This window comes from Silanimonas sp., from assembly GCF_044377035.1.
Classification (GTDB): domain Bacteria; phylum Pseudomonadota; class Gammaproteobacteria; order Xanthomonadales; family Xanthomonadaceae; genus Silanimonas.
Genome location: NZ_JBILJW010000006.1, coordinates 87,718 through 109,984, shown reverse-complemented (window position 1 = coordinate 109,984; position 22,267 = coordinate 87,718). Strand labels below are relative to the sequence as shown.

Sequence of the window (22,267 nt, the reverse complement as noted above, 5' to 3'; positions counted from 1 at the left end):
AGCCCCGGACGCAATCGATGTCACCCAGCTTTCACCGGGGGGGCGGCCGGCCCGGTCCCGAGGGCTTCGCGCCGCCCCTGGGCCACGTCGACTCGATACAGCAGGATCAGCCCGACGACGAAGAATCCGGAGGTGGCCAGCATGGCCAGGGCGTGACGCCCGCCGGCCACCCAGCTGATGGCGCCATAGGCCAGCGGGCCGAGCACCATCGACGCCTTCACAGCGAGGCCCCAGAGGCCGAACACCTCGGCTTCGCGTCGCGGCGGGCACAGGTAGCCCACGAGGGCCCGTCCCGCTGACTGGCTGGCCCCCATGCAGACGCCAGCGAGGTTGGCCGCCACCCAGACCACCGGGCGGGCCTCAGAGAGCGCCAACAGGCCGATGGCCACCAGCCAGCCCAGCAGCGAGAGCGCCAGCGCGTTGCGGTGCCCGATACGGTCCTGCAGCTGGCCAAACGCCATCGCACCCACGGCGGCGGTGATGTTCACCGCGAGGATCAGCGTGATGCTCTCCGCGGTGGTGAAGCCGAGGGCCTGCTGGGCGTAGATGGCGGCGACGGCGATCACCGTGCCAACGCCAGCCTGGTAAGCGACGATGCAGGCGAGGAAGCGGCCGAGCTGCGGCAGGTCGCTCGCGCCTCCGAGGATGCCGCGCCAGCGCTGCCGCGATTCGCGCCAGAGGGCGACGAAAGCCCGCGGCGTCGCCACGATGCGCTCGCGCAGCAGCAGGAAGGTCGGCAGGGCCGCGAGGAATACCGTGGCCCCGGTGAGCAGCATCGTGTCTCGCACCGCCGTGCCGGTGTCGCTGCCCCGCACTGCGGCGCCCTGCACCCACCACAGGCAGGCCGCCAGCAGCAGCACCGCGCCGAAGTAACCGAACGCCCAGCCGTAGCCGGAAAGGCGGCCCATGCCCTCGTCGTCCGCCAGCTCCGGCAGGAAGGCCGCGATCAGGTTCTCGCCGGTGCCGAACGCGGTGTTGGTGATGACGATGAGCACCAAGGCGAGCGCGACATCACCCGGCCCGCAGAGCCACAGCGCCGCCGTGCCGAGGCTGCAGACCGCGGTCGTGGCCAACAGCAGCTTTCTCTTGCAGGCGTGCGCATCGGCATAGAGCCCGAGCAGCGGCGCCATGGCCATCACCAGCAGATAGGACACCGAAAGCGCCGCCGTCCACGCGAACGTCGCCCAGCCGGCATCGCCCGCCACCACGCCGACGAAATAGGCACTGAAGATGGCCGTGATGACGACGGTGGTGTAGCCGGAATTGGCGAAGTCGAATCCCGCCCACGCCCAGAGCTCGCGGCGCTGCACGGGCGCGATACCGGGATCGGCGTATGGACGTCGGAGCGGGCGCAAAGCGGCCATCGGGCATCACTCGGAAGGGGCGCGACACTCTAGCTCGCGTAGGCTGTGGCGTCCCTACCGGAGCCGGCCATGTCGCCTTGGATCGCCCTTGTTTCGCTGCTCACCGTCCTGCTGATGAGCGCCTGCATGTTCGCCGTCGGCATGGCCCGTGGGCGCCATGGGGTGAAGGCACCGGCCACGACCGGCCATCCCGATTTCGAACGCGTGTTCCGCGTGCAGATGAACACGCTGGAGGCCAGCGTGATGTTCCTGCCGGCGCTGTGGCTTGCCGGCGCTTACGGCGACCCGGCCTGGGCGGCCGGCTTCGGTGCGCTCTGGCTGGTGGGTCGCGTGCTTTACGCCGTGATGTACGCCCGCGATGCGCAGCGGCGTGGCGCGGGCTTCGTGATCACCCTCCTCGCCCTCAGCGCCCTGCTGGTGCAGGGCGGCTGGGGCATCGCGAAGGCGCTGCTGGCGGCCTGAGCTCCGGATGTCGCGGGGCGCGGTTCACTCGCCCCACTTCACCAGCAGGTGCTTGGCGATCGCACCGTGCACGTGGGCCACGCCGCGGGCCAAATGCAGGGTGACGAACAGCAGCAGGATGCCGAAGGCCGACGTCACCGCGAACACCGGGATCGACAACGCGCCGAGCTCATCGCCGGTGAAGGGCCCGATCATGATCGTCCCGGCACTCAGCAGCGCAAGCAGCGGCGTGCCAGCCAAGGTCACACCGATGGCCAGCAGCACCGCGGCCAAAGTGAAGTAGATGATGCCGAGCGGCAACATCAGCACCTGGTAGATCAGCGTGCCCCAGGTGCGCGGGTCGGTGAACAGTTGGCCGATGCGCTCGAGGATGCCGTTCGACGGCGCCGGGTAGGCCGGGCGACGCGGCATGCGCTCGCCGAGCATCACCTCGACGATGCGGCCTTCCACCAGGGAGAGCACGCGCACTGTCGCCATGAACAGGATGAAGAAGGCCACGCCGATGATCGTCAGCGAGAGGCCCAGCGACAGCGCCAGTCCCGCGGACGCCCAGGTGAAGTAGAAGACGCCGGTGAGCACCGACAGCAGCATGTACAGCAGGGCCGCGTAGGCGCGCGGGTCGGACACCACGCCAAAGAAGCGGCCGAGCGAGGACTCGCGCGGCTTCGGCGGCGGCGGACGCAGCGCGCGGCTCACGGTGACTTCCGTGTCGCGGTAGATGTCCGCGACTTCGGCAGGCCGGCCGTAGGTGGAGGCGATGCGCGCGATGAGCGCCTCCTCCCCTTCGCGCGGGTGCGCCGCGAGTTCGGAACGGAGGTATTCCTCGGCATCGTAGAGCGCGTCCTGCAGCAGCGCCGGGTCGGCGGCGGACAGTTCGCTTCGCAGCTGGTCGAGGTACTGGTTGATCGTGGTCGGCAGGCTCATTGCTCTTCCCCTTCAAGAACGCGGTCCACCATCTGGCGGGTGCTGCGCCAACTCGCCACCCACTGGTCGAGCACCAGGCGGCCGTTGGCGGTGATGCGGTAGTACCGGCGCGGCGGGCCGGCGTCGGATGGCTCGATCCAGCTGTCCAGCAGGCCGGCGGCGGCGAGGTTGCGGAGCACCGGGTAGAGCGTGCTCTGCTTGCCCGCCAGGGCGGCCTCGTCGGCCTGCTCGAAGCGCTTGGCGATCTGGTAGCCGTACATCGGCTCGCCGTCGCGACCAAGGATGGCCAGCAGCACGAGGGCCACCGTGCCGGTGGCGAGCTCCTTGTCGAACTTGCGGCGTTGGGCGTCGAGGTCGGTCATGGCCCCTCCTCAGTACTGTTGAGGCCACACTAGTGCCAACTCCGCTCTAGTGGATGTGCCGGTAGTCACCCTGCCCTACACTGCCGGCCCGCCGCGCAGGGAGCGCCCCTTGAAGACCTACGACCGCGCCTATTTCGACCGCTGGTATCGCCAGGCCGATGGCAGCAAGGCCTCGCGCTCGCAGCTCGAGCGCACCGTCGCGCTGGCCGTGGCTTCGGCTGAAGTTTTCCTCGGACGGCGCGTGCGCACGGTGCTCGACGTGGGCTGCGGCGAAGGCCATTGGCGTGCGCCGCTGCTGGCGATGCGCCCGGGGCTGCAGTACCTCGGCCTCGACGGCAGCGAATACGCGGTGCGGCGCTTCGGTCGCACGCGCAACCTGCATTGGGCACGCTTCGGTGACCTCGCCGCGCTGCGTCCCTGCCCGCCCGTCGATTTGCTGGTCTGCGCCGACGTGCTGCACTACGTGCCCGACGGCGAGCTGAAGGCCGGCCTGCCCGGCCTCGCCGAGCTCTGCGGCGGCGTCGCCTTCATCGAGACGTACACCGCCGATGACACCGCCGGCGACGATGTGCAGGGCGACTTCGACGCCTTCATCGCCCGCCCGGCCAAGGCCTATCGCCGTTCGCTGCAACGCGTGGGATTCACCTTCCTCGGTCAGCACTGCTGGCTGTCGCCGGCCTTGGCCGGTCAAGCCACGGCGCTGGAGCGCGCGTGACCGGCACCGCCGACTTCCGGACGCTGACACCGGAAGCGGTGATCGACGCCGTCGAATCGCTGGGCCTGCAGGCCGATGGCCGGGTGCTCGCGCTGAACAGCTACGAGAACCGCGTGCTGCGCGTCGGCCTCGAGGATTCGGCGCCGGTCATCGCGAAGTTCTACCGCCCGGCGCGCTGGAGCGACGCGCAGATCCGCGAGGAGCATGCGTTCGTGCGCGAGTTGCACGACGAGGGCCTGTCGGTGGTGCCACCCCTGGACTTCGCCGGCGAGACGCTGCACGCCCACGGCACGCTGCGCTTCGCCCTGTTCCCGCTGCAGGGCGGCCACGCACCGGAGATGGACCGCGCGGACGTGCGTCTGGCCTTGGGCGAAACGCTCGGCCGCCTGCACGCCGTCGGAGCGCGCACGCCGTTCCGCCACCGCGAGGCGCTCGCCATCGACACCCTCGGCTGGGCCTCGCTGGACACCCTGCTCGATGGCTCGTGGATCGAACCCGCGCTGCACGACAGCTTCGAGGACGTGGGCAGCGCCCTGCTCGAAGCGGTGGAGGAACGCTTCGCCGAATCCGAGGGTGCCATCCAGCGGCGCCTGCACGGCGACCTGCACCCGGGCAACGTGCTCTGGCGCGACGACCGCCCGCACCTCGTGGATTTCGACGACGCCCGCACCGGGCCCGCGGTGCAGGACCTGTGGATGCTGCTCGATGCAGAACCGCGCCGACGCGAAACCCAGCTCACCGACCTGATGGTGGGCTACGAGCGCTTCTGCGAGTTCGATCGCGGCGAACTGGCGCTGGTCGAGGCGCTGCGCGCGCTGCGCATCGTGCATTTCCACGCCTGGATCGCGCGGCGTTGGGAGGACCCGGCCTTTCCCGTCGCCTTCCCGCAGTTCGCCGACCGCACGCACTGGGAACGCGTGCTCGCCGAGTGGCGCGAACAGCTTTCGATCTTGCGCGAGGCTTGAACCCGGCGGCGGAGTGCGGCCCAATCGGCGCGTCCCCGTCGACGAGCCCACCATGCGCCATCCCACCGCTGTCCTCGTTTTTCTCGCCCTGGCCTCGTCGGCAACGGCCGCCACGCCCGCGGCACCGCCGCGCACCATGGACGAGATCATCGCCGCGGCGCCGTCGGACCACTGGCGCACGCCCGATCCTGACAACCTGCTGGTCATGACGCTCGAGACCGGCCCGGTCGTCATCGAGCTCTCGCCCGAACACGCGCCCGAGCACGTCGCGAACCTGCGCACGCTGGCGCGCGAGGGCTACTTCGACGGCCTGACGATCAACCGCTCGCAGGACAACTTCGTGGTGCAGTGGGGCGATGCCAACGGCGAGGACCCGGCCAAGGCGAAGCCGCTGGGCGCGGCGAAGGCCGCGCTGCCCGCCGAGTTCAGCACCCGCATCCGCGACGGTCTGGCCTTCACCCGCCTGCCTGACGTGGACGGCTGGGCGCCCCAGGTCGGCTTCAGCGCCGGCTTCCCGGTGGGCCGCGATCCGCAGGCGGGCACGCAGTGGCTGGCGCACTGCTATGCCACCGTCGGCGCCGGCCGCGGCAACGCGCCGGATTCGAGCAACGGTACCGAGCTCTACGTCGTCACCGGGCAGGCACCGCGCCAGCTCGACCTCAACATCACCAGCGTGGGCCGCGTGCTCGACGGCATGCACAGGCTGTCCGCCATTCCGCGCAGCCTCGCGCCGGGCGGGTTCTATACCCAACCCGCGCTGCGCACCCCGATCCGCCGGATCGCCCTCGCCTCGGCCCTGCCCGAAGCACAGCGCCCACGCCTACAGGTGATGGAGACCGGCAGCGCGAGCTTCGAAGCCCTGGTGGAAGCCCGGCGGAACCGCGCTGACGCCTGGTACCTGCGCAAGGCCGGCCACATCGACCTGTGCAACGTGCCCATCCCGGTGCGCGAGGCCGCGGCCCGCTGACCCGGACGGGTGCCTGAATGGCGCGTGACAAGGCATAATCGGGAGTCGTTTCCGCTCCCGAGGGTGTGACCATGCTGGACGTTGGTGCTTCGATCCCGGACTTCTCGCTCAAGGCCAGTGACGGCCGACTGGTCAGCGCCGAAAGCCTGCGCGGCCAGCGCTTCGTGCTCTTTTTCTATCCCAAGGACGACACGCCGGGCTGCACCACGGAAGCCTGCGGTTTCCGCGACAACCTCCCCCGCTTCACCGGCATCAAGGTGCCGGTGTTCGGCGTGTCCGCCGACAACGATGCCTCGCACCAGAAGTTCGCCGCCAAGTACCAGCTGAACTTCCCGCTGCTCGCGGATCCCGAGCTGACGCTGCTCAAGGCGATCGGCGTGTGGGTGCAGAAGAGCATGTACGGCAAGACCTACATGGGTGTGGCCCGCGCGACCGTCGTCGTCGACGCCAGCGGTCGCATCGAGAAGGTGTGGCCGAAAGTGAGCCCGGACGGCCATTCCGACGAGGTCCTCGCCTACCTCGGGGCCCCGGCCGCGAAGAAGGCGGCTCTGGTCAAGAAGGCGGCCCCGGCCAAGAAGGCGGCCCCCGCCAAGAAGGCGGCTCCGGCCAAGAAGGCGGCTCCGGCCAAGAAGGCGGCTCCGGCCAAGAAGGCGGCTCCGGCCAAGAAGGCGGCTCCGGCCAAGAAGGCAGCTCCGGTCAAGAAGGCGGCCCCCACCAAGAAGGCGGCTCCGGCGAAGAAGGCCGCGAAGAAGGCCAAGCGCTGACGCTCCGCCGGGGTGTTTTCCTACCCCGGACCGCTTCACCCCGACGACCGCATGTGCGAGCCTGCTGTCGTCATCTTGCGGAGCCCCCAGTGAGCCTGATCGACCGCCTCAAGCGCTTCCTCGCCCAGTCCACGCCGACGGGCAACCCAGAAGACGCCGTCAATCGCTCCGAGCTCGAAAACGAAACCCGCGCCGTGCCCAACGGTATCGAGCGCCGGTTGCACGACCGCCGCAACGCGCGTGAGGGCACCCGCGCCCTGATCATCGACGACTCCGCCACCGTCACGGCCGCGTTGGCACGCATGCTGCTGCAGAATCGCTACCAGCTCGATACGGCCGGCGACGCCGAGGGCGGCCTCGCCAAGATCGCAGCGAATCCGCCCGAGATCATCTTCCTCGACATCGTTCTCCCGGGCATCAACGGCTTCGAGGCCCTGCGCCGCATCCGCCGCGACCCGATCAGCAAGGACATCCCGGTGATCATGATGTCCGGCAACGAACAGGCGACCGAGCAGTTCTACGCCCAGCGCATCGGCGCCGACGACTTCATGAAGAAGCCCTTCTCGCGCTTCGAAGTGTTCGCCCGCGTCGAGAAGCTGCTCGACGGCGAAGCCGCGCCGAAGCGCGGCGCCTGAGCCCGCTGCCGCCCGCCGCGAACGCGGCGGGCCGGGGCCCTCAACCCAGCATCGGCAGGTCGAGGCCCTTTTCCTTCGCGCAGGCCTTGGCGATGTCATAGCCCGCGTCGGCATGGCGCATGACACCCGTGCCGGGGTCGTTCCAAAGCACGCGACCGAGGCGCTTTTCGGCAGCTTCCGTGCCATCAGCCACAATCACCACGCCGCTGTGCTGCGAGAAGCCCATGCCCACGCCGCCGCCGTGGTGCAGCGACACCCAGGTCGCGCCGCCGGCCACGTTGAGCATCGCGTTGAGCAGCGGCCAGTCGGACACGGCGTCCGAGCCGTCGAGCATCGCCTCCGTCTCGCGGTTCGGGCTGGCCACGCTGCCGGAATCCAGATGGTCGCGGCCGATCACGATCGGCGCCTTCAGTTCACCGTTCCGCACCATCTCGTTGAACGCGAGCGCGAGGCGGTGGCGGTCGCCGAGGCCCACCCAGCAGATGCGTGCCGGCAGCCCTTGGAAGGCGATGCGCTCCTTCGCCATGTCGAGCCAGCGGTGCAGGTGCGGGTCGTTGGGGATCAGTTCCTTCACCTTCGCATCGGTCTTGGCGATGTCCTCCGGATCACCGGAGAGCGCCACCCAGCGGAAGGGGCCGATGCCGCGGCAGAACAGCGGGCGGATGTAGGCCGGCACGAAGCCCGGGAAGTCGAAGGCATCAACGCAGCCGGCTTCCTTGGCCATCTGGCGGATGTTGTTGCCGTAGTCGAAGACCGGGATGCCCTGGTCTTCGAAGTGCAGCATCGCTTCGACGTGCATCCGCATCGAATGCTTGGCCGCTTCGACGACGCGCTCCGGCGCGTGCTTCTGCTCGTCGAGCCATCGCTCCACCGTCCAGCCGGCCGGCAGGTAGCCGTGCAGCGGATCGTGGGCCGAGGTCTGGTCGGTCACGGCATCCGGACGCACGCCGCGACGCACGAGTTCCGGAAGGATTTCGGCGGCATTGCCGAGCAGCGCAACGGAGCGCGCCTTGCCTTCCGCGCAGTAACGCTCGATGCGTGCCAGCGCGTCGTCGAGATCGGTGGCCTGCTCATCGACGTAGCGCGTGCGAAGGCGCATGTCGATGCTGCTCTGGCGGCACTCGATGGCCAGCATGCTGGCACCGGCCATGGTGGCGGCCAGCGGCTGCGCGCCGCCCATGCCGCCGAGACCCGCGGTGAGCACCCACTTGCCGGTGAGGTCGCCGCCGAAGTGCTGGCGCCCCATCTCGGCGAACGTCTCGTAAGTGCCCTGCACGATGCCCTGCGAGCCGATGTAGATCCACGAGCCGGCCGTCATCTGGCCGTACATCGCGAGGCCCTTGGCGTCGAGTTCGTTGAAGTGCTGCCACGTGGCCCAATGCGGCACCAGGTTGGAGTTGGCGAGCAGCACGCGCGGCGCATCGGGGTGCGTGGGAAACACGCCCACGGGCTTGCCGCTCTGCACCAGCAGGGTCTGGTTGTCCTCGAGGCGCTCGAGCACCTCGACGATGGTGTCGAAGCTGGCCCAGTCGCGGGCCGCGCGGCCGATGCCGCCGTACACCACCAGCGAGGTCGGGTCCTCGGCCACGTCCGGATCGAGGTTGTTCATCAGCATGCGCAGCGCCGCTTCGGTGAGCCAGCTCTTGCAGCGCAGCGCGCTGCCGCGCGGGGCGCGGATGACGCGGGAAGGATCGTGGCGGGGCGTGGCCATGGCGGGCGTCCGTGACGGAATCAAGGCGCCGATTGTAGGCGAGCGCGCCCGCCACCTCGACCGGACCGGCGGGCCCGCCTCAGTCGCGCGCTTCGGGCCGCCGCGGCGGCACCGCCGACGGTTCGCTGCGCATGGCCGCCTTGACCAGCAGGTGCGCCGACACCGGCGCCGTGAGGAACACGAACAGCGTCACCAGGAACTCCCGGCCGGTGAAGCCACCATGCCAGGCGAACCAAGCCATCGAGGCAATCAGCGAGAGGCCGATGCCGAGGGTGCTGGCCTTCGTCGGCCCGTGGAGACGCTTCATGAAGTCGCGAAGCTTGGCGAGGCCCCAGGCACCGACCAGCGCGAAGGCCGCGCCGGCCACGAGCAAGGCCGCAACGACCACATCCAACCAGAACGGCATCGGGCTCATTCGACGACACTCCCGCGCAGCAGGTAGCGCGACGCCGCCACGGTACCGACGAAGCCAAACACCGCGATCAGCAATGCGGCCTCGAAGTACACCGGGTCGCCCAGCGCGATGCCGAGCACGATGAGCAGGGCGAGCGCGTTGACGTACAGCGTGTCCAGCGCGAGTACCCGATCGACGAGGGACGGCCCACGCAGCAGGCGGAAGAACGCCAGCAGCAGGGCCACGGCGAAGGCGCCGCCCACCCAGGGCAGCACGGTGGCGGTGATCATCGGAAAATCTCCCTCAGCGGCGCCTCGTAGCGCGACTTCACGTCTGCAACGACGGCCTCAGCGTCATCGGCATGGAAGGCATGCACGAGCAGCCAGCGCCGGTCTTCGCTCACTTCGCAGCTCAGCGTGCCCGGCGTCATCGTGATGATGGACGCGAATACCGCGATGCCCTGCGGCGAGGCGATGTCGAGCGGCACCCAGACGAAGGTCGGGCGGATGCGCGATTCGGGGCCGAGGATGCGGACGGCAACCTCGAGGTTGGCCTTGACGATGTCGTAGAGCACGACCAGCGCCAGCTTGGCGGCGACCACCGGTGCGGCGAGGCGCGGCGAAGGAATCGCCGGCGCAGGCAACAGGCGCGGCAGCGCCAGCGCGAACAGCACGGCGAGCACGAGTTGGCCGTTCGACAGGCCATTGAGCAACAGCCACAGGACCGCGACGGCAAGACTGCTGACGGGATGGGGAATCAAGGCGCGCATCAGCGGGGCACCGTCGTGGGCAGCGGATCGCGGCCGAGCACGGCCTCGCGATAGGTGGCGGGATCGGACAACTGGGCCGCACTGCCGGCCACGTAGCGCGTGAGGTCGGACGCCATCACGGTGGTGACGATGAGGCCGAAGACCAGCACCAGCATAGCGACGCGTTCGCCGAGGGCGGGCGACGGCGGCTGGGGCGCGGCGTTGCGGGCGGTCGCCACCGCCGGCGTCTGCCAGAACAGCCGGCTGCCGGCCCGCGCTAGGGCGAGCAGGTTCAGCAGGCTGGTGCCGAGGACCACGCTCCACAGCACGATGGTCACGCCCTCAGGCACGGCGTAGGCGAGCAGCAGGCTCTTGCCGAGGAAGCCACCGAACGGCGGCAGGCCCGCGGCGGCCATCGCCAGCACCAAGAAGAAGCCGCCCAGCCACGCGGGCCGCGCCATTGCCGCCACGCGTCCGAGCGCATCGCCACCGTCACGATGGCGACGCACCCAATCGCCCAGGAGGAAAAACGCGGCCGCCACGAGCGTCGAATGCACCAGGTAGTACAGCCCGGCGGCCAGCGCCACGTCGGTGCCGAGGCCGAGCGCCATGAACAGCACGCCGGCCGATCCGACGACGAGATACCCGAGCAGGCCGCGCAGCGTGGGCGATGCCAGCGCACCCAGCGCGGCAAGCGTGGCCGTACCGGCACCCGCCCAGAACAACAGCGGTTGCACGAAGCCGGCGAGCGTCCCCGCGTCGGCGCCGAACAACAGGCCGTACACGCGGATGACGGCGTAGATGCCGAGCTTGGTCATGATCGCGAACAGGATCGCGGCTGGCGCCGAGGCCGAGGCGTAGGTTCGCGGCAGCCAGAAGTACAGAGGCAGAAGCGCGGCCTTCAACGCGAAGACGATCAGCAGCAGCCAACCACCAGCCTCGACCAGCGGGCGCTGCGCCTCGGGCAGAGTGGCGATCCGCGCGGAGAGGTCGGCCATGTTCAGCGTGCCCAGCACGCTGTACAGCACGCCCACGGCGAACAGGAACAGGGCCGACGCGACCAGGTTCAACACCACGTAGTGCAGGCCCTGCCGCAGGCGCTCGCCACCCTGCCCGTGCAGCAGCAGGCCGTAGCTGGCCGCGAGCAACACCTCAAAGAAGACGAACAGGTTGAACAGGTCGTGCGTCAGGAAGGCGCCGCACAGGCCCATCAACTGGAACTGGAACAGCGCGTGGAAATGGGCACCGCGGGCATCGTCGCCGCCACCGGCGAAGAGTTGGCTCGCGAAGGCGAGCAGCACCAGCAGGCCGAGCATCAGCACCGCGAGCCGATCGGCGAGCAGCACGATGCCGGCGAACGAGGGCCAATTGCCCACCTGGTACACCACGAGCCCTTGGTGCTCGACGGCGAGGCCGAGGCCCAGCACCACGAGGCCCAGCATCAGCGTCGCGATCAGCGACAGGGCGCGGCGGAAAGCCAGCGGCGAGCGATGCAACACCACGAGCGTTGCGCCGGTGAGCAGTGGCACGACCACCGGCAGCACGGCGATGTGCGAAGCCATGCCGCTCATGCGCGCGGCTCCCGGCCGTCGATATGGTCGGTGGCATTGGCCACGCGCGCCTGCATCGCCATCACCAGCATCACGGCCGTCATCGCCATGCTGATGACGATGGCCGTCAGCACCAGCGCCTGCGGCAGCGGGTCGGTGTGGTTCGCCAGCAGCGGCGCCACGCCGTCCTTCAACAGCGGCGTGCGCCCGGGCGCCAATCGCCCCGCCGCGAACAGGAACAGGTTCACGGCGTAGGACAACAGGGTGAGCCCGAGGATCACATCGAACGTGCGGGCGCGCAGGAGCAGCCAGAAGCCGCCGGCGGCCAGCACGCCGATGCCCGAGGCGAACAGGAATTCAAGGCTCATCGCTTGCCCTCCGGGCGATGCAGGCGGGTCAGCAGGAACAGCACCAGCAGCAGCGCACCCGCCACCGTGACGTAGACACCGGTGTCGAAGCCCATGGCGCTGGCGAACGGCACCTTGCCCAACCATTCGCCAACGACCGGGATCGGCAGTTCGACATAGGGCGTGCTGCTGGTGAGGAAGGGATGGCCGAACGCGAAGGCGCCAAGGCCAGTGACGGCCGCGAACAGCAGCCCGACGCCGATCCACGCCGTCCAGTCGTTGCGGAACTGCCGCTCGGCCAACGCGCGGCCGCCGCCCATGGCCTGCAGGAACACCACGCCGACCAACACCAGGGCAGCGATGAAGCCGCCGCCCGGCGCATTGTGGCCGCGCAGGAAGAAGTACAGCGAGACCGCAAGGCCCAGCGGCAACAGCCACTGCGCCACCAGCTGCAGCATCAGCGAAGGCGCCTCGGGCAATGCCGGGACGGCGACCTCGGGCTGCGGACGCGCGTTCCGCAACAGGGCCGCGATGATCAGCGCGGCGATGCCCACGACCGCGATTTCGCCGAGCGTATCGAGCGCGCGATAGTCGACGATGATCACGTTCACCACGTTCAGCCCACCGCCTTCGCTCTGGCTGGTGCGCAGGAAGTACTCCGAGATCGACGCCACCGGCTGGGTCATCATCGCGTAGGCCAACGCGCCGACGATGCCGCCGCCCGCAAGGGCCAGCGCGGCGTGGAGGCCCTTTCGCAACGGCGCACGCTCCGGCGGCGAGGCCTGAGGCAGGTAGCGCAAGGCCAGCAGGATCAGCAGGATCGACAGCGTTTCCACCATCAACTGGGTCAACGCCAGGTCCGGCGCCGACAGGAACACGAAGGCCAGCGAGACCGCGAGGCCGATGGCACCGACGACCAGCACCGCGAGCAGACGCTGGCGGAAGCCGAACGCCGCCGCGAGCGTCGCGATGACGACCACCACCCACAGTGCCCAGGCGCCCGGCCCGGCGGGCAGCGTCTCGCGCGCACCGAAAGCGCCTTCGCCTGCGAAGGCCACCGCGCCAGCAGCGACCGTCGCCGCCAAGGTCCAACCGAGGTAGGCCGGGAGGCGGCCGCTCTCCAATGCGCGGGTTATGGGTCCGGCACCGGCCACGAGCAGGTCGAGGCTGGCGTCGAACGCACGCTTTCCGAACGAAGCGCGAGGGTCGGCGCGCAGCGCACCGATGCGGTGCAGGAAGGCCCACAGCGCTACGCCACCCACGAGTCCGATCACGCTCATCAGCAACGGAACGTTGAATCCGTGCCAGATCGCAAGCTTGTATTCCGGCAATGGGGCGTTGAGCGCGCCCTGCGCCCCCACGGCCAGCAGCTCGCCGATGGTGAGGTTCGGCAGCAGGCCCACGGCCAGCACGATCAGCACCAGCACCTCCACCGGCACACGCATGAAGCGCGGCGGCTCGTGCGGCGTGCCCTTGACGCACTTCGGTTCGCCGCCGAAGAACACGTCATGGATGAAGCGGATCGAGTAGGCCACCGAGAACGCCGCTGCCAGCACCGCGAGGCCGGGGATCAGCAGGTGGAGGCCGGCGACCGTCGGCACGTTCAACGTCTCCGTGAGGAACATCTCCTTCGACAGGAAGCCGTTGAACAGCGGCACGCCGGCCATGGCCAGGGACGCGGCGATGGCCAGCGCCGCGGTGATTGGCATGTACTTCGCCAGGCCATTCAACCGGCGGAAGTCGCGGGTGCCGGTCTCGTGGTCGATGATGCCGGCCGCCATGAACAGGCTGGCCTTGAAGGTGGCGTGGTTGAGGATGTGGAACACGCCGGCCACGAGGGCCATCTCGGTGCCCAGGCCGAACAGCAGGGTGATGAGGCCGAGGTGGCTGATGGTCGAGTAGGCCAGCAACCCTTTGAGGTCCTGTTGGAACATCGCGATGAAGGCGCCGATGAGCAAGGTGGCCAAACCGACGCTACTGACGATCAGGAACCACTCGTCGCTGCCGGCCAGGGCCGGATGCAGGCGCGCCAGCAGGAACACGCCGCACTTCACCATCGTGGCGGAGTGCAGGTAGGCCGAGACCGGCGTGGGCGCCGCCATGGCGTGCGGCAGCCAGAAGTGGAACGGGAACTGCGCCGATTTCGTGAACGCGCCCAACAGCACGCAGAGCAGCGCCGGGACATAGAGCGGATGGGCTTGGATCTGCGCGGCCGAGGCCAGCACCACGTCAAGTTCGAAGCTGCCAACGATGCGGCCGATCATCAGCACGCCGGCCAGCAGTGCGAGCCCACCGGCGCCGGTGATCGCGAGGGCCATACGGGCACCGCGCCGCGCCGCGCGCTCGCCATTCCAGAACCCGATCAGCAGGAACGACGCGATGGACGTGAGCTCCCAGAACACGACCAGCAGCAGCAGGTTGCCGGCGACCACCACCCCGAGCATCGCGCCCATGAAGAGGGCGAGGCTGGCGAAGAAGCGCTGCGGCGGGTCGTCGTCGGCGAGATACCAGTAGGCGTAGAGGACGATCAGCGCGCCGATGCCCAGCACCAGCAAGGCGAACATCCACGCGAAGCCGTCGAGTCGCAGCGAGAACGCGAGGCCGATCTCCGGCAGCCAAGGGGCCGAGAAGCGCGGCACCTCGCCACCGAACACCGCCGGGGCCAGCGCGAACAGCGCCACGAGGCCCAGGACCGCGCCACCGCCGGCCAACGCCGCCGACATCGCGCGGCCGGCCCGCGGCATCAGCGCGAGCAACAAGGCGGCGACGAAGGGCGAGGCGAGGAGGAAAGGCAGGAGCACGGCGAGCCGTCCATTCAACAAAGTGAAAATTATGCCTGCGACCTTGAACCACCGGGTCCATCGGGCGTGAACCGGACTCGGCCCTGCGTGCCGAGGGGCGGACGCCGCTTATGCCAAATCGTCAGTGGACGAGGTGTATATATCGCTTCATCTTGATTGAACGATATCTGGAGCACCCGCGATGCCGCTCTCCCGCCTCCCCTCCCCGTCGGGCACCCGCCCGGCCTCCCGTCTCGACCTCGTGCTGATCGGTGCCCGGGGACAGGTGGGCAGCGCGTTCCGCCGGCGCCTGGCCGAACAGCACGCCGCCATCGCCCGGCGCGCGGGAATCGACCTTCGACTGCTCGCCGCTTTCGACCGCCGGGGGTTCGCCTACGACCTCGAAGGCCTCGCGCCCACGGAGCTCGACGCCACCCTGAAGCCGCGCCGCGAGGACGCCATCGAGGCCCTCTTCGCGCACCTGCAGTCGCCGCGGCAGGCGCCGGCCCTGGTGGTGGACTGCACGGCGAGCGACGCCATCGCGGCCCGCTACCCCGAGTGGCTCGCCAGCGGCCTCGGCATCGCCACGGCCAACAAACGTGCGAACGCCCGCGAGCTCGCGTTCTACCGTCAGATCCAGCGGGCCGCCGCGGCCAGCGGCGCCCCGTATCGCTTCGAAACGACGGTGGGCGCGGCCATCCCGATCCTTGGCCCCTTGCGCGACCTCGCGTTGCGCGGCGAGGGCGTGCGCGCCATCCAGGGCGTGCTCTCCGGCTCGCTGAGCTTCCTGCTCGAGCGCCTGCATGGCGGCCAGCGCTTCTCCGCCGCGCTCGCCGAAGCGCAATCGCTCGGCTACACCGAGCCGGACGCCGGCGAGGACCTGCGTGCCGACGATCTCGTGCGCAAGCTGCTGGTGTTGGCCCGCGAAGCCGGCTTCGCCCTCGAGCCGCACGAGGTGTCGGTGACGCCGTTCGCCGAGTGCGCCGCCACCCATCCCGACGACTGGGCCGCGCATCTCGACGCCGAGGACGCTCGCTGGGCCGCGCGCATCGCCGGCGCCAAGGCGGCGGGCACGCGCTGGACGATCCTCGCCGAAGTCGATGCGTCGGGCGCGCGCATCGCCCTGCGCGAGCTCGACGCCACCTCGCCCTTCGCCACCCTGCCCGCCGGGCAAAACCTCGTGCGCATCGAGACCGATCTACAGCACGAACGGCCGCTGTGGCTGGGCGGCCCGGGCGCGGGGCCCGACATCACCGCTGCCGGCGTGCTCAGCGACGTCATCGCCGCCGGACAGGCGCTGGTGCGCGGCGCTCAGGCCGACAGCAGACGGCGCAGCGTGGCTGCGTAAGCGGCGGCCGCCGATTCACGCTGCGGATGGCGGCCCTCGGCCACCACGCGCCGCCCCGCCACGAAGACATCGCGAACCAGCGGACGGTTGCCGCAGAACACCCAGCGATCCAGCACGTCCTCGTAGGTGGCGCCCACCATCGCCGGCGCCTCGGCATCGAGCACCAGCGCGTCCACGGCCGAACTCGCGTCGAGCACGCCGACGGCCTGTCCGGTCGATGCCGCCGCCGAGGCCGCGACGGCGCGCAGCATGGCTTCGGCATTGCTGCCCGGGCCCAGCAGGGCGCGACTGCGCTTCTGTTCCACCAGCCGCTGGCCGTACTCCAGCCAGCGCAGCTCCTCGATGGGCGACACCGACACATGGCTGTCCGAACCGACGCCATAGCGCCCGCCCGCCGCAAGGAAGGCACGCAGCGGGAACAGGCCATCCCCGAGGTTCGCTTCCGTCGTCGGGCAGATGGCCACGTTGGCGCCGCTGGCGGCGACGCCATGGACTTCCGCTTCATCGAGGTGCGTCGCGTGCACCAGGGTCCATCGCGAATCGACCGGCATCTCGTCCAGCAGCAACTGAACCGGGCGCCGGCCGTGCGTCGCCAAGCCATCGGCCACTTCCGCCTGCTGCTCGGCGATGTGCAGGTGCACCGGCATCCCCGGCTCGTCGAGGGCGGCGAGCACCTCGCGCATCGTCGGTAGCGTCACGGCACGGAGACTGTGGAAGGCCACGCCGACGCGCACGCCCGGCGTCGCCGATGACGCACGGCGCAGGTCGTCGACGAGGCGCACGAACGCATCGGTGCCATGGCCGAAGCGTTGCTGGCGCTCGGAGAGCGCGCGGCCATCGAAACCGCCGCGCTGGTAGAGCACGGGCAACAGGGTGAGGCGGAGGCCGACGGACTGCGCCGCGGCGAGGATCGCCTCGGCCATCGCCGCCGGCCGCGCATAGGGCCGGCCGTCGACGTCGTGGTGCAGGTAGTGGAACTCGCACACGCTGGTGAACCCGGCCTCCAGCATTTCGATGTAGAGCTGGCGGGCAATGGCATGCACGTCGTCCGGCGACAGCGTGGCCGCGAAGCGATACATCCACTCGCGCCAGGTCCAGAAGCTGTCGGCGTCCGACTGCTGGCGCTCGGTGAGGCCCGCCATCGCCCGCTGGAAGGCGTGCGAATGCAGGTTGGCGATACCCGGCACCACCCAGGCCGCATGCGTAGCGACATCGACCGTCAGCGCGGCATCGGTGCGCCACTGGCGTCCATCGAACAGCGCATCGGCCTGCAGCAGGGTCATCGGATCGGCTCGCGTCGGGAGGCCCACATGCTAAAGCCTGCGCCGGTATGCTCGCGACTTCCGCATCGATCGAACTCCATCGTGGCGCATTCGACCTTCCTGCTGCGCAACATCCGCCTCGTCACGCTCGACGGCACCGGAGCCTATGCGCCCATCGAAGACGCCGCCGTCGCGGTCGTCGACGGCCGCATCGCGCAGGCCGGGCGGCTCGACGCCTTGGCCGACGAGCATCGTGGCCTCGAACCGGTCGACGGCCAGCAGGCCTTGCTCACACCCGGGCTCATCGACTGCCACACCCACCTCGTGTTCGCCGGCGACCGCGCGGGCGAATTCGAGCAGCGATTGAACGGCGTGAGCTACGAAGCCATCGCGAAGGCCGGCGGGGGCATCCTCTCGACGGTGCGTGCCACGCGAGGCGCCGACGAGGATGCGCTGCTCCGCGAATCGCTGCCACGCGCGCAAGCGCTGGTGGCGAGCGGCTGCACCACGCTGGAGATCAAGTCCGGTTACGGCCTGACGCTGGCCGACGAAGCGAAAATGCTGCGCGTCGCGCGGCGCATCGGCGAGGTGCTCGGCATCACGATCCGCACTACCTTCCTCGGCGCCCACGCCGTGCCGCCGGAATACGCCGGCCGCGCCGACGATTACGTGGCCTCGCTCGTCGACTGGCTGCCCGCGCTGGAGACCGAGGGGCTCGTCGACGCCGTCGATGCCTTCTGCGAACGCATCGGCTTCGACGCCGCGCAGACCACCCGCGTTTTCGAGGCCGCGCGGGCGCTGGGCCTGCCGGTGAAGCTGCACGCCGACCAGCTCAGCGACGGCGGCGGTGCCGCGCTGGTCTCCGCGTTCCACGGCCTGTCGGCCGACCATGTCGAATACACCAGCGAGGACGCCGTCGCGGCGATGGCCGCGGCCGGCACGGTGGCGGTGCTGCTGCCGGGCAGCTTCCACTGCCTGCGCGAAACGAAGCAGCCGCCGATCGAAGCGTTCCGACGCCACGGCGTGCCGATGGCGGTCAGCACCGACCTGAATCCGGGCACCTCGCCCCTGCGCTCACTGCCGCTCGCGATGTCGCTGGCCTGCACGCATTTCCGCCTGACGCCGGAAGAAGCCCTGCGCGGCGCGACCCACCACGCCGCCACCGCGCTGGGGTTGACCGACCGCGGGCGCATCACCGCCGGCCTGCGCGCCGACCTCGCGTTGTGGCCAGTGCGGCACCCGGCCGAGCTTTGCTACTGGCTGGGCGCCATGAGGCCGGCGGCGCTCTGGTCCGCCGGACGCCGCGTGCCCGCGAACGGCGCCTGATCGCCCTCAGAGCGACTGGGCGAGGGTGATCGCCTTCTGGATCTTCTCGGGATTCGGCGTGCGGAGTTCGGAAACGTTGATCTGCACTTCGCTCGCGCCCTTGACGAAGTAGATCGTGCCCACGCCGGTTTCGCTGGTGCTGTAAGCCTGCTCACCCAGCGAAGGCTGCGGCTGGAAATTCATCGTGGTGGCGGCAAGTTCGCGTCGCGAGGCCAGGTTGGCGAGGGCCTTCGCCTCCGAAACCGGCGTCGCGACGAAGATTTCCACGGTGTGGGTCGGCGCGTTCTTGGCGAACTCGATGGTGCCGACGCCGGCGTTGTAGGTGCAGCGCGAGTCCCACACGTAGCCGCTGATGCGGGGTTCGACCTTCTGCACCAGCTCGAACACCAGATCCGGGTAGACCGCGGCCAGCTTCTCCGCCGGCAGCCAGGCGCAGGCGTCCACCGGCGTCACCGATTTCAGCTGTTCGAATTCGGGATCGACCACGGCGGCGGCCGGGGCGGCTGCCACATCCGCCTCCGGAGCGGCGGTCGACGAATCGCCCGATGGCGAGCCTCCGCAGGCCACGAGGCCGGACAGGGCGAGTGTGGTGATCGAAAGCATCGTCCAGCGCGTCATCGGCAGTCTCCGTGCGAGGGGGGTGCCGGCGACTTTAGGAACCGTTTCCCCTCAACGCAAACGCCCCGCGCGAGGCGGGGCGTTCATGGCGGCACCTAGGAGCAGGCGCCGCATCCGGCCGGGCTCGGGGCCCGGCCCGTGGCGATCAGGCCGAAGCCTTCTTGGCCGGAGCCTTCTTGGCCGGGGCCTTCTTCGCGGCCGGCGCCTTGGCCGGGGCGGCCTTCACGGCCGTCGTGCCGGCCTTGACGACCGACTGGTGCGGACGGGCGTTGCCATAGGACGCGTTGTAGCGCTTGCCCTTGGCGGTCTTGCGGTCACCCTTACCCATGGGACACTCCTGAATGCTTGTGGGGTTGATCGGAAAGGGGCGGGAGTGTAGCACCAGCGTCATGGGCATGCGCATGGGCTTCACAGGCGACCTCGGCCGCCTGCCCGTGCGCGAGGCGCAGGTTCAGCAAGTGCGCTACCGCCACGAGCGTCCCCGCCGTCGTCATCGTCAGCGCATGCAGCAGGGCATGGTCGTGAATCGCCGGGACGAAGCGCTCCGCGAACAGGATCGCCAGCCCGGTGAGCAGCAGCGGCCAGGCAAAGAAGCGGCCGTGCGCGCGAAGACTGTGGCCCACGGAAAGCACGGCGAACACGGTGGTGAAGGCCAGGAAGAAGCCCTCGAACGCGTGCGAGGCGAGGAACTCGAGGCCGAGTGCCGGGAGAAAGGCCATGGCCAGCGGGAGGACGGCGCAATGCACCGCGCACAGGGTGGCTGCCGTCGCGCCAAGCCGGTCGTACCAGCGCCCGCGCGCTTCCGCGGACGGGTTCGTAGCAGGGAGGGAGCGCGGCATGACTTCCGGGACGGGTTGAGCTAGAGACGCAATACTATAACATCAGGGGTTAAACCCCCGTTTCACTACCCCACTCCACCCGGATGCCGTTCATGACCCGATCGCTTGTGCGTTCCGCCCTCGCCCTGTCCGTCGCTGCCGCGCTTGCCGCACCGGCTTTCGCCGCCGACGCGTCCCATCCGCATGCCACGCAGGCCGCACGCGAGGAAGCCCGCAAGCTCGACGAGGTGAAGGTCACTGCCAGTCCGCTCGACACCGCGCTCGACGAACTCGCGCGTCCGGTCGACGTCCTCGCCGGCGTCGCCCTCGACGACCGCCGCAGCGGCACGCTGGGCGAAACGGTCGCCTCCCTGCCCGGCGTCCAGAGCAGCCACTTCGGCCCCGGCGTTGGCCGCCCGATCATCCGCGGCCTCGACGGTGCGCGCGTCTCGGTGCTGGCGAACGGCTTGTCCACGCTGGACGTTTCCACCGTCAGCGTCGACCACGCAGTCTCCATCGAGCCCTTCCTCGCCGACAGCATCGAAGTGCTGAAGGGTCCCGCCAACCTGTTCTTCGGCAATGGCGCCATCGGTGGCGCCGTCAACGTCGTCGACCACCGCATCCCGACCGAGCGCAGCGAGCGCTTCGTTTCCGGCCGCGCCGAGCTGCGCACGGGCACGGGCAACGACGAGAAGGCTGGCCTGGTCCGCCTCGATGGCGGCAGCGGCAATTGGGCATGGCACATCGATGGCCTGCTGCGCGACACCGCCGACATCGACGTGCCGGACTACGTCTACTCCGCCGACTACCGCGCCGAGGAAATCGCCGAAGGCGAGAACCCGGCGAACTTCGAGCGCGGCACGCTGGAAAACTCGGCCACCAACAGCCGCTCGCTGGCCGGTGGTTTCGCCTACATCGGTGACCGCGTCTTCTTCGGCGGCGCGCTGTCGAACTACGGCACCGACTACGGCATCCCGGGCGGCCATGCCCACGGCGGCGAGGAAGAAGGCGGCGTCCGCATCGAACTCGACCAGGACCGCTCGGACGTCCGCTTCGGCGTGAACGACCTCGGCCCGCTGAAGCAGGTTGCGTTGCACGCCACGTTCAACGAGTACGAGCACGTCGAGTTCGAAGGCGCCGAGATCGGCACGCGCTTCATCAACGAAGCCAGCGAAGCCCGCCTTGAAGCCGTGCAGAACGAGATCTGGGGCTGGAATGGCGCCGTCGGCCTGCAGTACAGCGACCGCGATTTCGAAGCCCTCGGCGACGAGGCCTTCGTTCCGGCCAGCACCAGCCGCGACCGCGGCCTGTTCGTTATGCAGGAGCGCGAATTCGGCGCCTTCAAGCTTGAACTCGGCGCGCGCCACGACCGCATCGACGTCGGGATGGTCGACGGGCTCGTCGAGCGTGATTTCGACACCAACAGCGGCTCGATCGGCCTGCGCTGGGCCCCGGCCGAGCTGTGGCACCTGACGCTGAACCTCGACCGCGCCGAGCGCGCGCCGGGCGCCGAGGAACTGTTCGCCGAAGGCACGCACGTCGCCACCTCGACCTACGAGATCGGCGACCCGTTCCTCGACACCGAGACGGCCGACCGCGCCGAGTTCGGCGTGCACCTGCACGGCGACCGCTTCGAGGGCCGCGCCGCGATCTACCAGACGCGCTTCGACGACTTCATCTACCTCGCCGACACCGGCCTCGAGATCGACGACCTGCCGGTGCGCGTGTGGACGCAGGCGGACGCCGAGTTCCGCGGCTGGGAGATCGAAGGCACCGTCACGCTGGCCGAGGCCGCGAACGGCACGTGGACGCTGCGCGGCTTCGCCGACGGCGTGAGCGCTGAACTGGATGCCGGCGGCAACCTGCCGCGCATCGCTCCGGGCCGCCTCGGCCTCGACCTCGGCTGGAGCCTCGACGCGTGGCGCGCCGGCCTCGGTGCCGTGCGCTACCGCTCGCAGGACGACGTGGCCGCGGGCGAGACCGCGACGGACGGCTTCACCCTGGTCAATGCGCAGGTCGCCTACCACTGGGACACGCAGACCTTCGGCTGGGAAGCCTACGTGCAGGGCAGCAACCTCACCGACGAGGAAGCCCGCCTGCATACGTCCTTCCTGAAGGACGTGGCCCCGCTGATGGGCCGCAACTTCAGCGCCGGCCTCCGCGTGTTCTTCTGATCCTCCGCGCCAACCTGGCAAAGAAAAACCCCG

At 69.7% G+C, this 22,267-nt stretch carries 23 protein-coding genes; 9 read left to right on the top strand and 14 right to left on the bottom strand.

The window, feature by feature from the left end; translation table 11 throughout:
- Nucleotides 1–20: 20 nt before the first annotated feature.
- Nucleotides 21–1,364 carry an MFS transporter gene (locus ACIQ6S_RS04900; RefSeq protein ID WP_397607374.1) on the bottom strand — a complete coding sequence of 448 codons (1,344 nt, stop codon included), beginning with the start codon at nucleotides 1,362–1,364 and terminating at the stop codon, nucleotides 21–23.
- Between the two features lie 69 nt (nucleotides 1,365–1,433).
- Between ACIQ6S_RS04900 and ACIQ6S_RS04895 the strand changes: the two genes are divergently transcribed.
- A complete protein-coding gene (locus ACIQ6S_RS04895; protein ID WP_397607373.1) occupies nucleotides 1,434–1,826 on the top strand; it encodes an MAPEG family protein in 393 nt (130 codons plus the stop codon).
- Between the two features lie 24 nt (nucleotides 1,827–1,850).
- On the opposite strand, the gene ACIQ6S_RS04890 is transcribed toward ACIQ6S_RS04895, so the two are convergent.
- Nucleotides 1,851–2,750 carry a sensor domain-containing protein gene (locus tag ACIQ6S_RS04890; RefSeq protein ID WP_397607372.1) on the bottom strand — a complete coding sequence of 300 codons (900 nt, stop codon included), beginning with the start codon at nucleotides 2,748–2,750 and terminating at the stop codon, nucleotides 1,851–1,853.
- Nucleotides 2,747–3,112, bottom strand: coding sequence for a PadR family transcriptional regulator (locus ACIQ6S_RS04885; RefSeq protein WP_297866787.1), 366 nt, complete (start codon nucleotides 3,110–3,112; stop codon nucleotides 2,747–2,749). Before ACIQ6S_RS04885 ends, ACIQ6S_RS04890 begins: the two co-directional genes overlap by 4 nt.
- 109 nt (nucleotides 3,113–3,221) lie before the next feature.
- Between ACIQ6S_RS04885 and ACIQ6S_RS04880 the strand changes: the two genes are divergently transcribed.
- From ACIQ6S_RS04880 to ACIQ6S_RS04860, 5 genes are all read left to right on the top strand, one after another.
- Nucleotides 3,222–3,827, top strand: a complete 606-nt coding sequence (locus tag ACIQ6S_RS04880) for a class I SAM-dependent DNA methyltransferase (RefSeq protein WP_397607371.1) — start codon at nucleotides 3,222–3,224, stop codon at nucleotides 3,825–3,827.
- Nucleotides 3,824–4,792, top strand: coding sequence for a serine/threonine protein kinase (locus ACIQ6S_RS04875; protein WP_397607370.1), 969 nt, complete (start codon nucleotides 3,824–3,826; stop codon nucleotides 4,790–4,792). Before ACIQ6S_RS04880 ends, ACIQ6S_RS04875 begins: the two co-directional genes overlap by 4 nt.
- A gap of 52 nt (nucleotides 4,793–4,844) precedes the next feature.
- Nucleotides 4,845–5,759 (top strand): peptidylprolyl isomerase, encoded by a 915-nt coding sequence (locus ACIQ6S_RS04870; protein ID WP_397607369.1) that lies wholly within the window; start codon nucleotides 4,845–4,847, stop codon nucleotides 5,757–5,759.
- Nucleotides 5,760–5,830: 71 nt separating this feature from the next.
- Nucleotides 5,831–6,523 (top strand): peroxiredoxin, encoded by a 693-nt coding sequence (locus tag ACIQ6S_RS04865; protein WP_397607368.1) that lies wholly within the window; start codon nucleotides 5,831–5,833, stop codon nucleotides 6,521–6,523.
- Nucleotides 6,524–6,612: 89 nt separating this feature from the next.
- Entirely contained in the window at nucleotides 6,613–7,158 is a 546-nt protein-coding gene (locus tag ACIQ6S_RS04860) for a PleD family two-component system response regulator (RefSeq protein WP_397607367.1), read from the top strand.
- A gap of 40 nt (nucleotides 7,159–7,198) precedes the next feature.
- Here the strand turns inward: ACIQ6S_RS04860 and hutU are convergent, their stop codons facing one another.
- From hutU to ACIQ6S_RS04825, 7 genes are all read right to left on the bottom strand, one after another.
- Nucleotides 7,199–8,869 (bottom strand): urocanate hydratase, encoded by a 1,671-nt coding sequence (gene hutU, locus ACIQ6S_RS04855; protein ID WP_397607366.1) that lies wholly within the window; start codon nucleotides 8,867–8,869, stop codon nucleotides 7,199–7,201.
- Nucleotides 8,870–8,948: 79 nt separating this feature from the next.
- Complete coding sequence (locus ACIQ6S_RS04850; RefSeq protein ID WP_397574133.1) at nucleotides 8,949–9,284, bottom strand: Na+/H+ antiporter subunit G; 336 nt, start codon at nucleotides 9,282–9,284, stop codon at nucleotides 8,949–8,951.
- Nucleotides 9,281–9,553 (bottom strand): K+/H+ antiporter subunit F, encoded by a 273-nt coding sequence (locus ACIQ6S_RS04845; RefSeq protein WP_297866794.1) that lies wholly within the window; start codon nucleotides 9,551–9,553, stop codon nucleotides 9,281–9,283. Before ACIQ6S_RS04845 ends, ACIQ6S_RS04850 begins: the two co-directional genes overlap by 4 nt.
- Nucleotides 9,550–10,032, bottom strand: coding sequence for a Na+/H+ antiporter subunit E (locus tag ACIQ6S_RS04840; RefSeq protein ID WP_397607365.1), 483 nt, complete (start codon nucleotides 10,030–10,032; stop codon nucleotides 9,550–9,552). The genes ACIQ6S_RS04845 and ACIQ6S_RS04840 overlap by 4 nt, the downstream gene beginning before the upstream one ends.
- Complete coding sequence (locus ACIQ6S_RS04835) at nucleotides 10,032–11,582, bottom strand: monovalent cation/H+ antiporter subunit D (RefSeq protein WP_397607364.1); 1,551 nt, start codon at nucleotides 11,580–11,582, stop codon at nucleotides 10,032–10,034. Before ACIQ6S_RS04835 ends, ACIQ6S_RS04840 begins: the two co-directional genes overlap by 1 nt.
- Nucleotides 11,579–11,929: a Na+/H+ antiporter subunit C gene (locus ACIQ6S_RS04830; RefSeq protein ID WP_397607363.1), complete on the bottom strand. Its 351-nt coding sequence runs from the start codon at nucleotides 11,927–11,929 to the stop codon at nucleotides 11,579–11,581. The genes ACIQ6S_RS04835 and ACIQ6S_RS04830 overlap by 4 nt, the downstream gene beginning before the upstream one ends.
- Complete coding sequence (locus ACIQ6S_RS04825; protein ID WP_397607417.1) at nucleotides 11,926–14,703, bottom strand: monovalent cation/H+ antiporter subunit A; 2,778 nt, start codon at nucleotides 14,701–14,703, stop codon at nucleotides 11,926–11,928. The genes ACIQ6S_RS04830 and ACIQ6S_RS04825 overlap by 4 nt, the downstream gene beginning before the upstream one ends.
- Before the next feature lie 187 nt (nucleotides 14,704–14,890).
- Here ACIQ6S_RS04825 and ACIQ6S_RS04820 point away from each other — a divergent pair, with 187 nt between their 5' ends.
- Nucleotides 14,891–16,036: a hypothetical protein gene (locus ACIQ6S_RS04820; RefSeq protein ID WP_397607362.1), complete on the top strand. Its 1,146-nt coding sequence runs from the start codon at nucleotides 14,891–14,893 to the stop codon at nucleotides 16,034–16,036.
- Here the strand turns inward: ACIQ6S_RS04820 and ACIQ6S_RS04815 are convergent.
- Nucleotides 16,000–17,319 (bottom strand): formimidoylglutamate deiminase, encoded by a 1,320-nt coding sequence (locus ACIQ6S_RS04815; protein WP_397607361.1) that lies wholly within the window; start codon nucleotides 17,317–17,319, stop codon nucleotides 16,000–16,002. The genes ACIQ6S_RS04820 and ACIQ6S_RS04815 overlap by 37 nt on opposite strands.
- 81 nt (nucleotides 17,320–17,400) lie before the next feature.
- On the opposite strand from ACIQ6S_RS04815, the gene hutI reads away from it, so the two are divergent.
- Complete coding sequence (gene hutI / locus ACIQ6S_RS04810) at nucleotides 17,401–18,624, top strand: imidazolonepropionase (RefSeq protein ID WP_397607360.1); 1,224 nt, start codon at nucleotides 17,401–17,403, stop codon at nucleotides 18,622–18,624.
- A gap of 6 nt (nucleotides 18,625–18,630) precedes the next feature.
- Here hutI and ACIQ6S_RS04805 read toward each other — a convergent pair whose 3' ends face one another.
- From ACIQ6S_RS04805 to ACIQ6S_RS04795, 3 genes are all read right to left on the bottom strand, one after another.
- Nucleotides 18,631–19,242, bottom strand: coding sequence for a hypothetical protein (locus tag ACIQ6S_RS04805; protein ID WP_397607359.1), 612 nt, complete (start codon nucleotides 19,240–19,242; stop codon nucleotides 18,631–18,633).
- A gap of 145 nt (nucleotides 19,243–19,387) precedes the next feature.
- Nucleotides 19,388–19,570: a 30S ribosomal protein THX gene (locus ACIQ6S_RS04800; protein WP_297866804.1), complete on the bottom strand. Its 183-nt coding sequence runs from the start codon at nucleotides 19,568–19,570 to the stop codon at nucleotides 19,388–19,390.
- The gene (locus ACIQ6S_RS04795) at nucleotides 19,563–20,081 is read right to left on the bottom strand and encodes a MerC domain-containing protein (protein WP_397595623.1); all 519 of its coding nucleotides are present in this window, start codon (nucleotides 20,079–20,081) and stop codon (nucleotides 19,563–19,565) included. Before ACIQ6S_RS04795 ends, ACIQ6S_RS04800 begins: the two co-directional genes overlap by 8 nt.
- Nucleotides 20,082–20,164: 83 nt before the next feature.
- Here ACIQ6S_RS04795 and ACIQ6S_RS04790 point away from each other — a divergent pair, with 83 nt between their 5' ends.
- A complete protein-coding gene (locus tag ACIQ6S_RS04790) occupies nucleotides 20,165–22,234 on the top strand; it encodes a TonB-dependent receptor (protein WP_397607358.1) in 2,070 nt (689 codons plus the stop codon).
- Nucleotides 22,235–22,267: the final 33 nt, after the last annotated feature.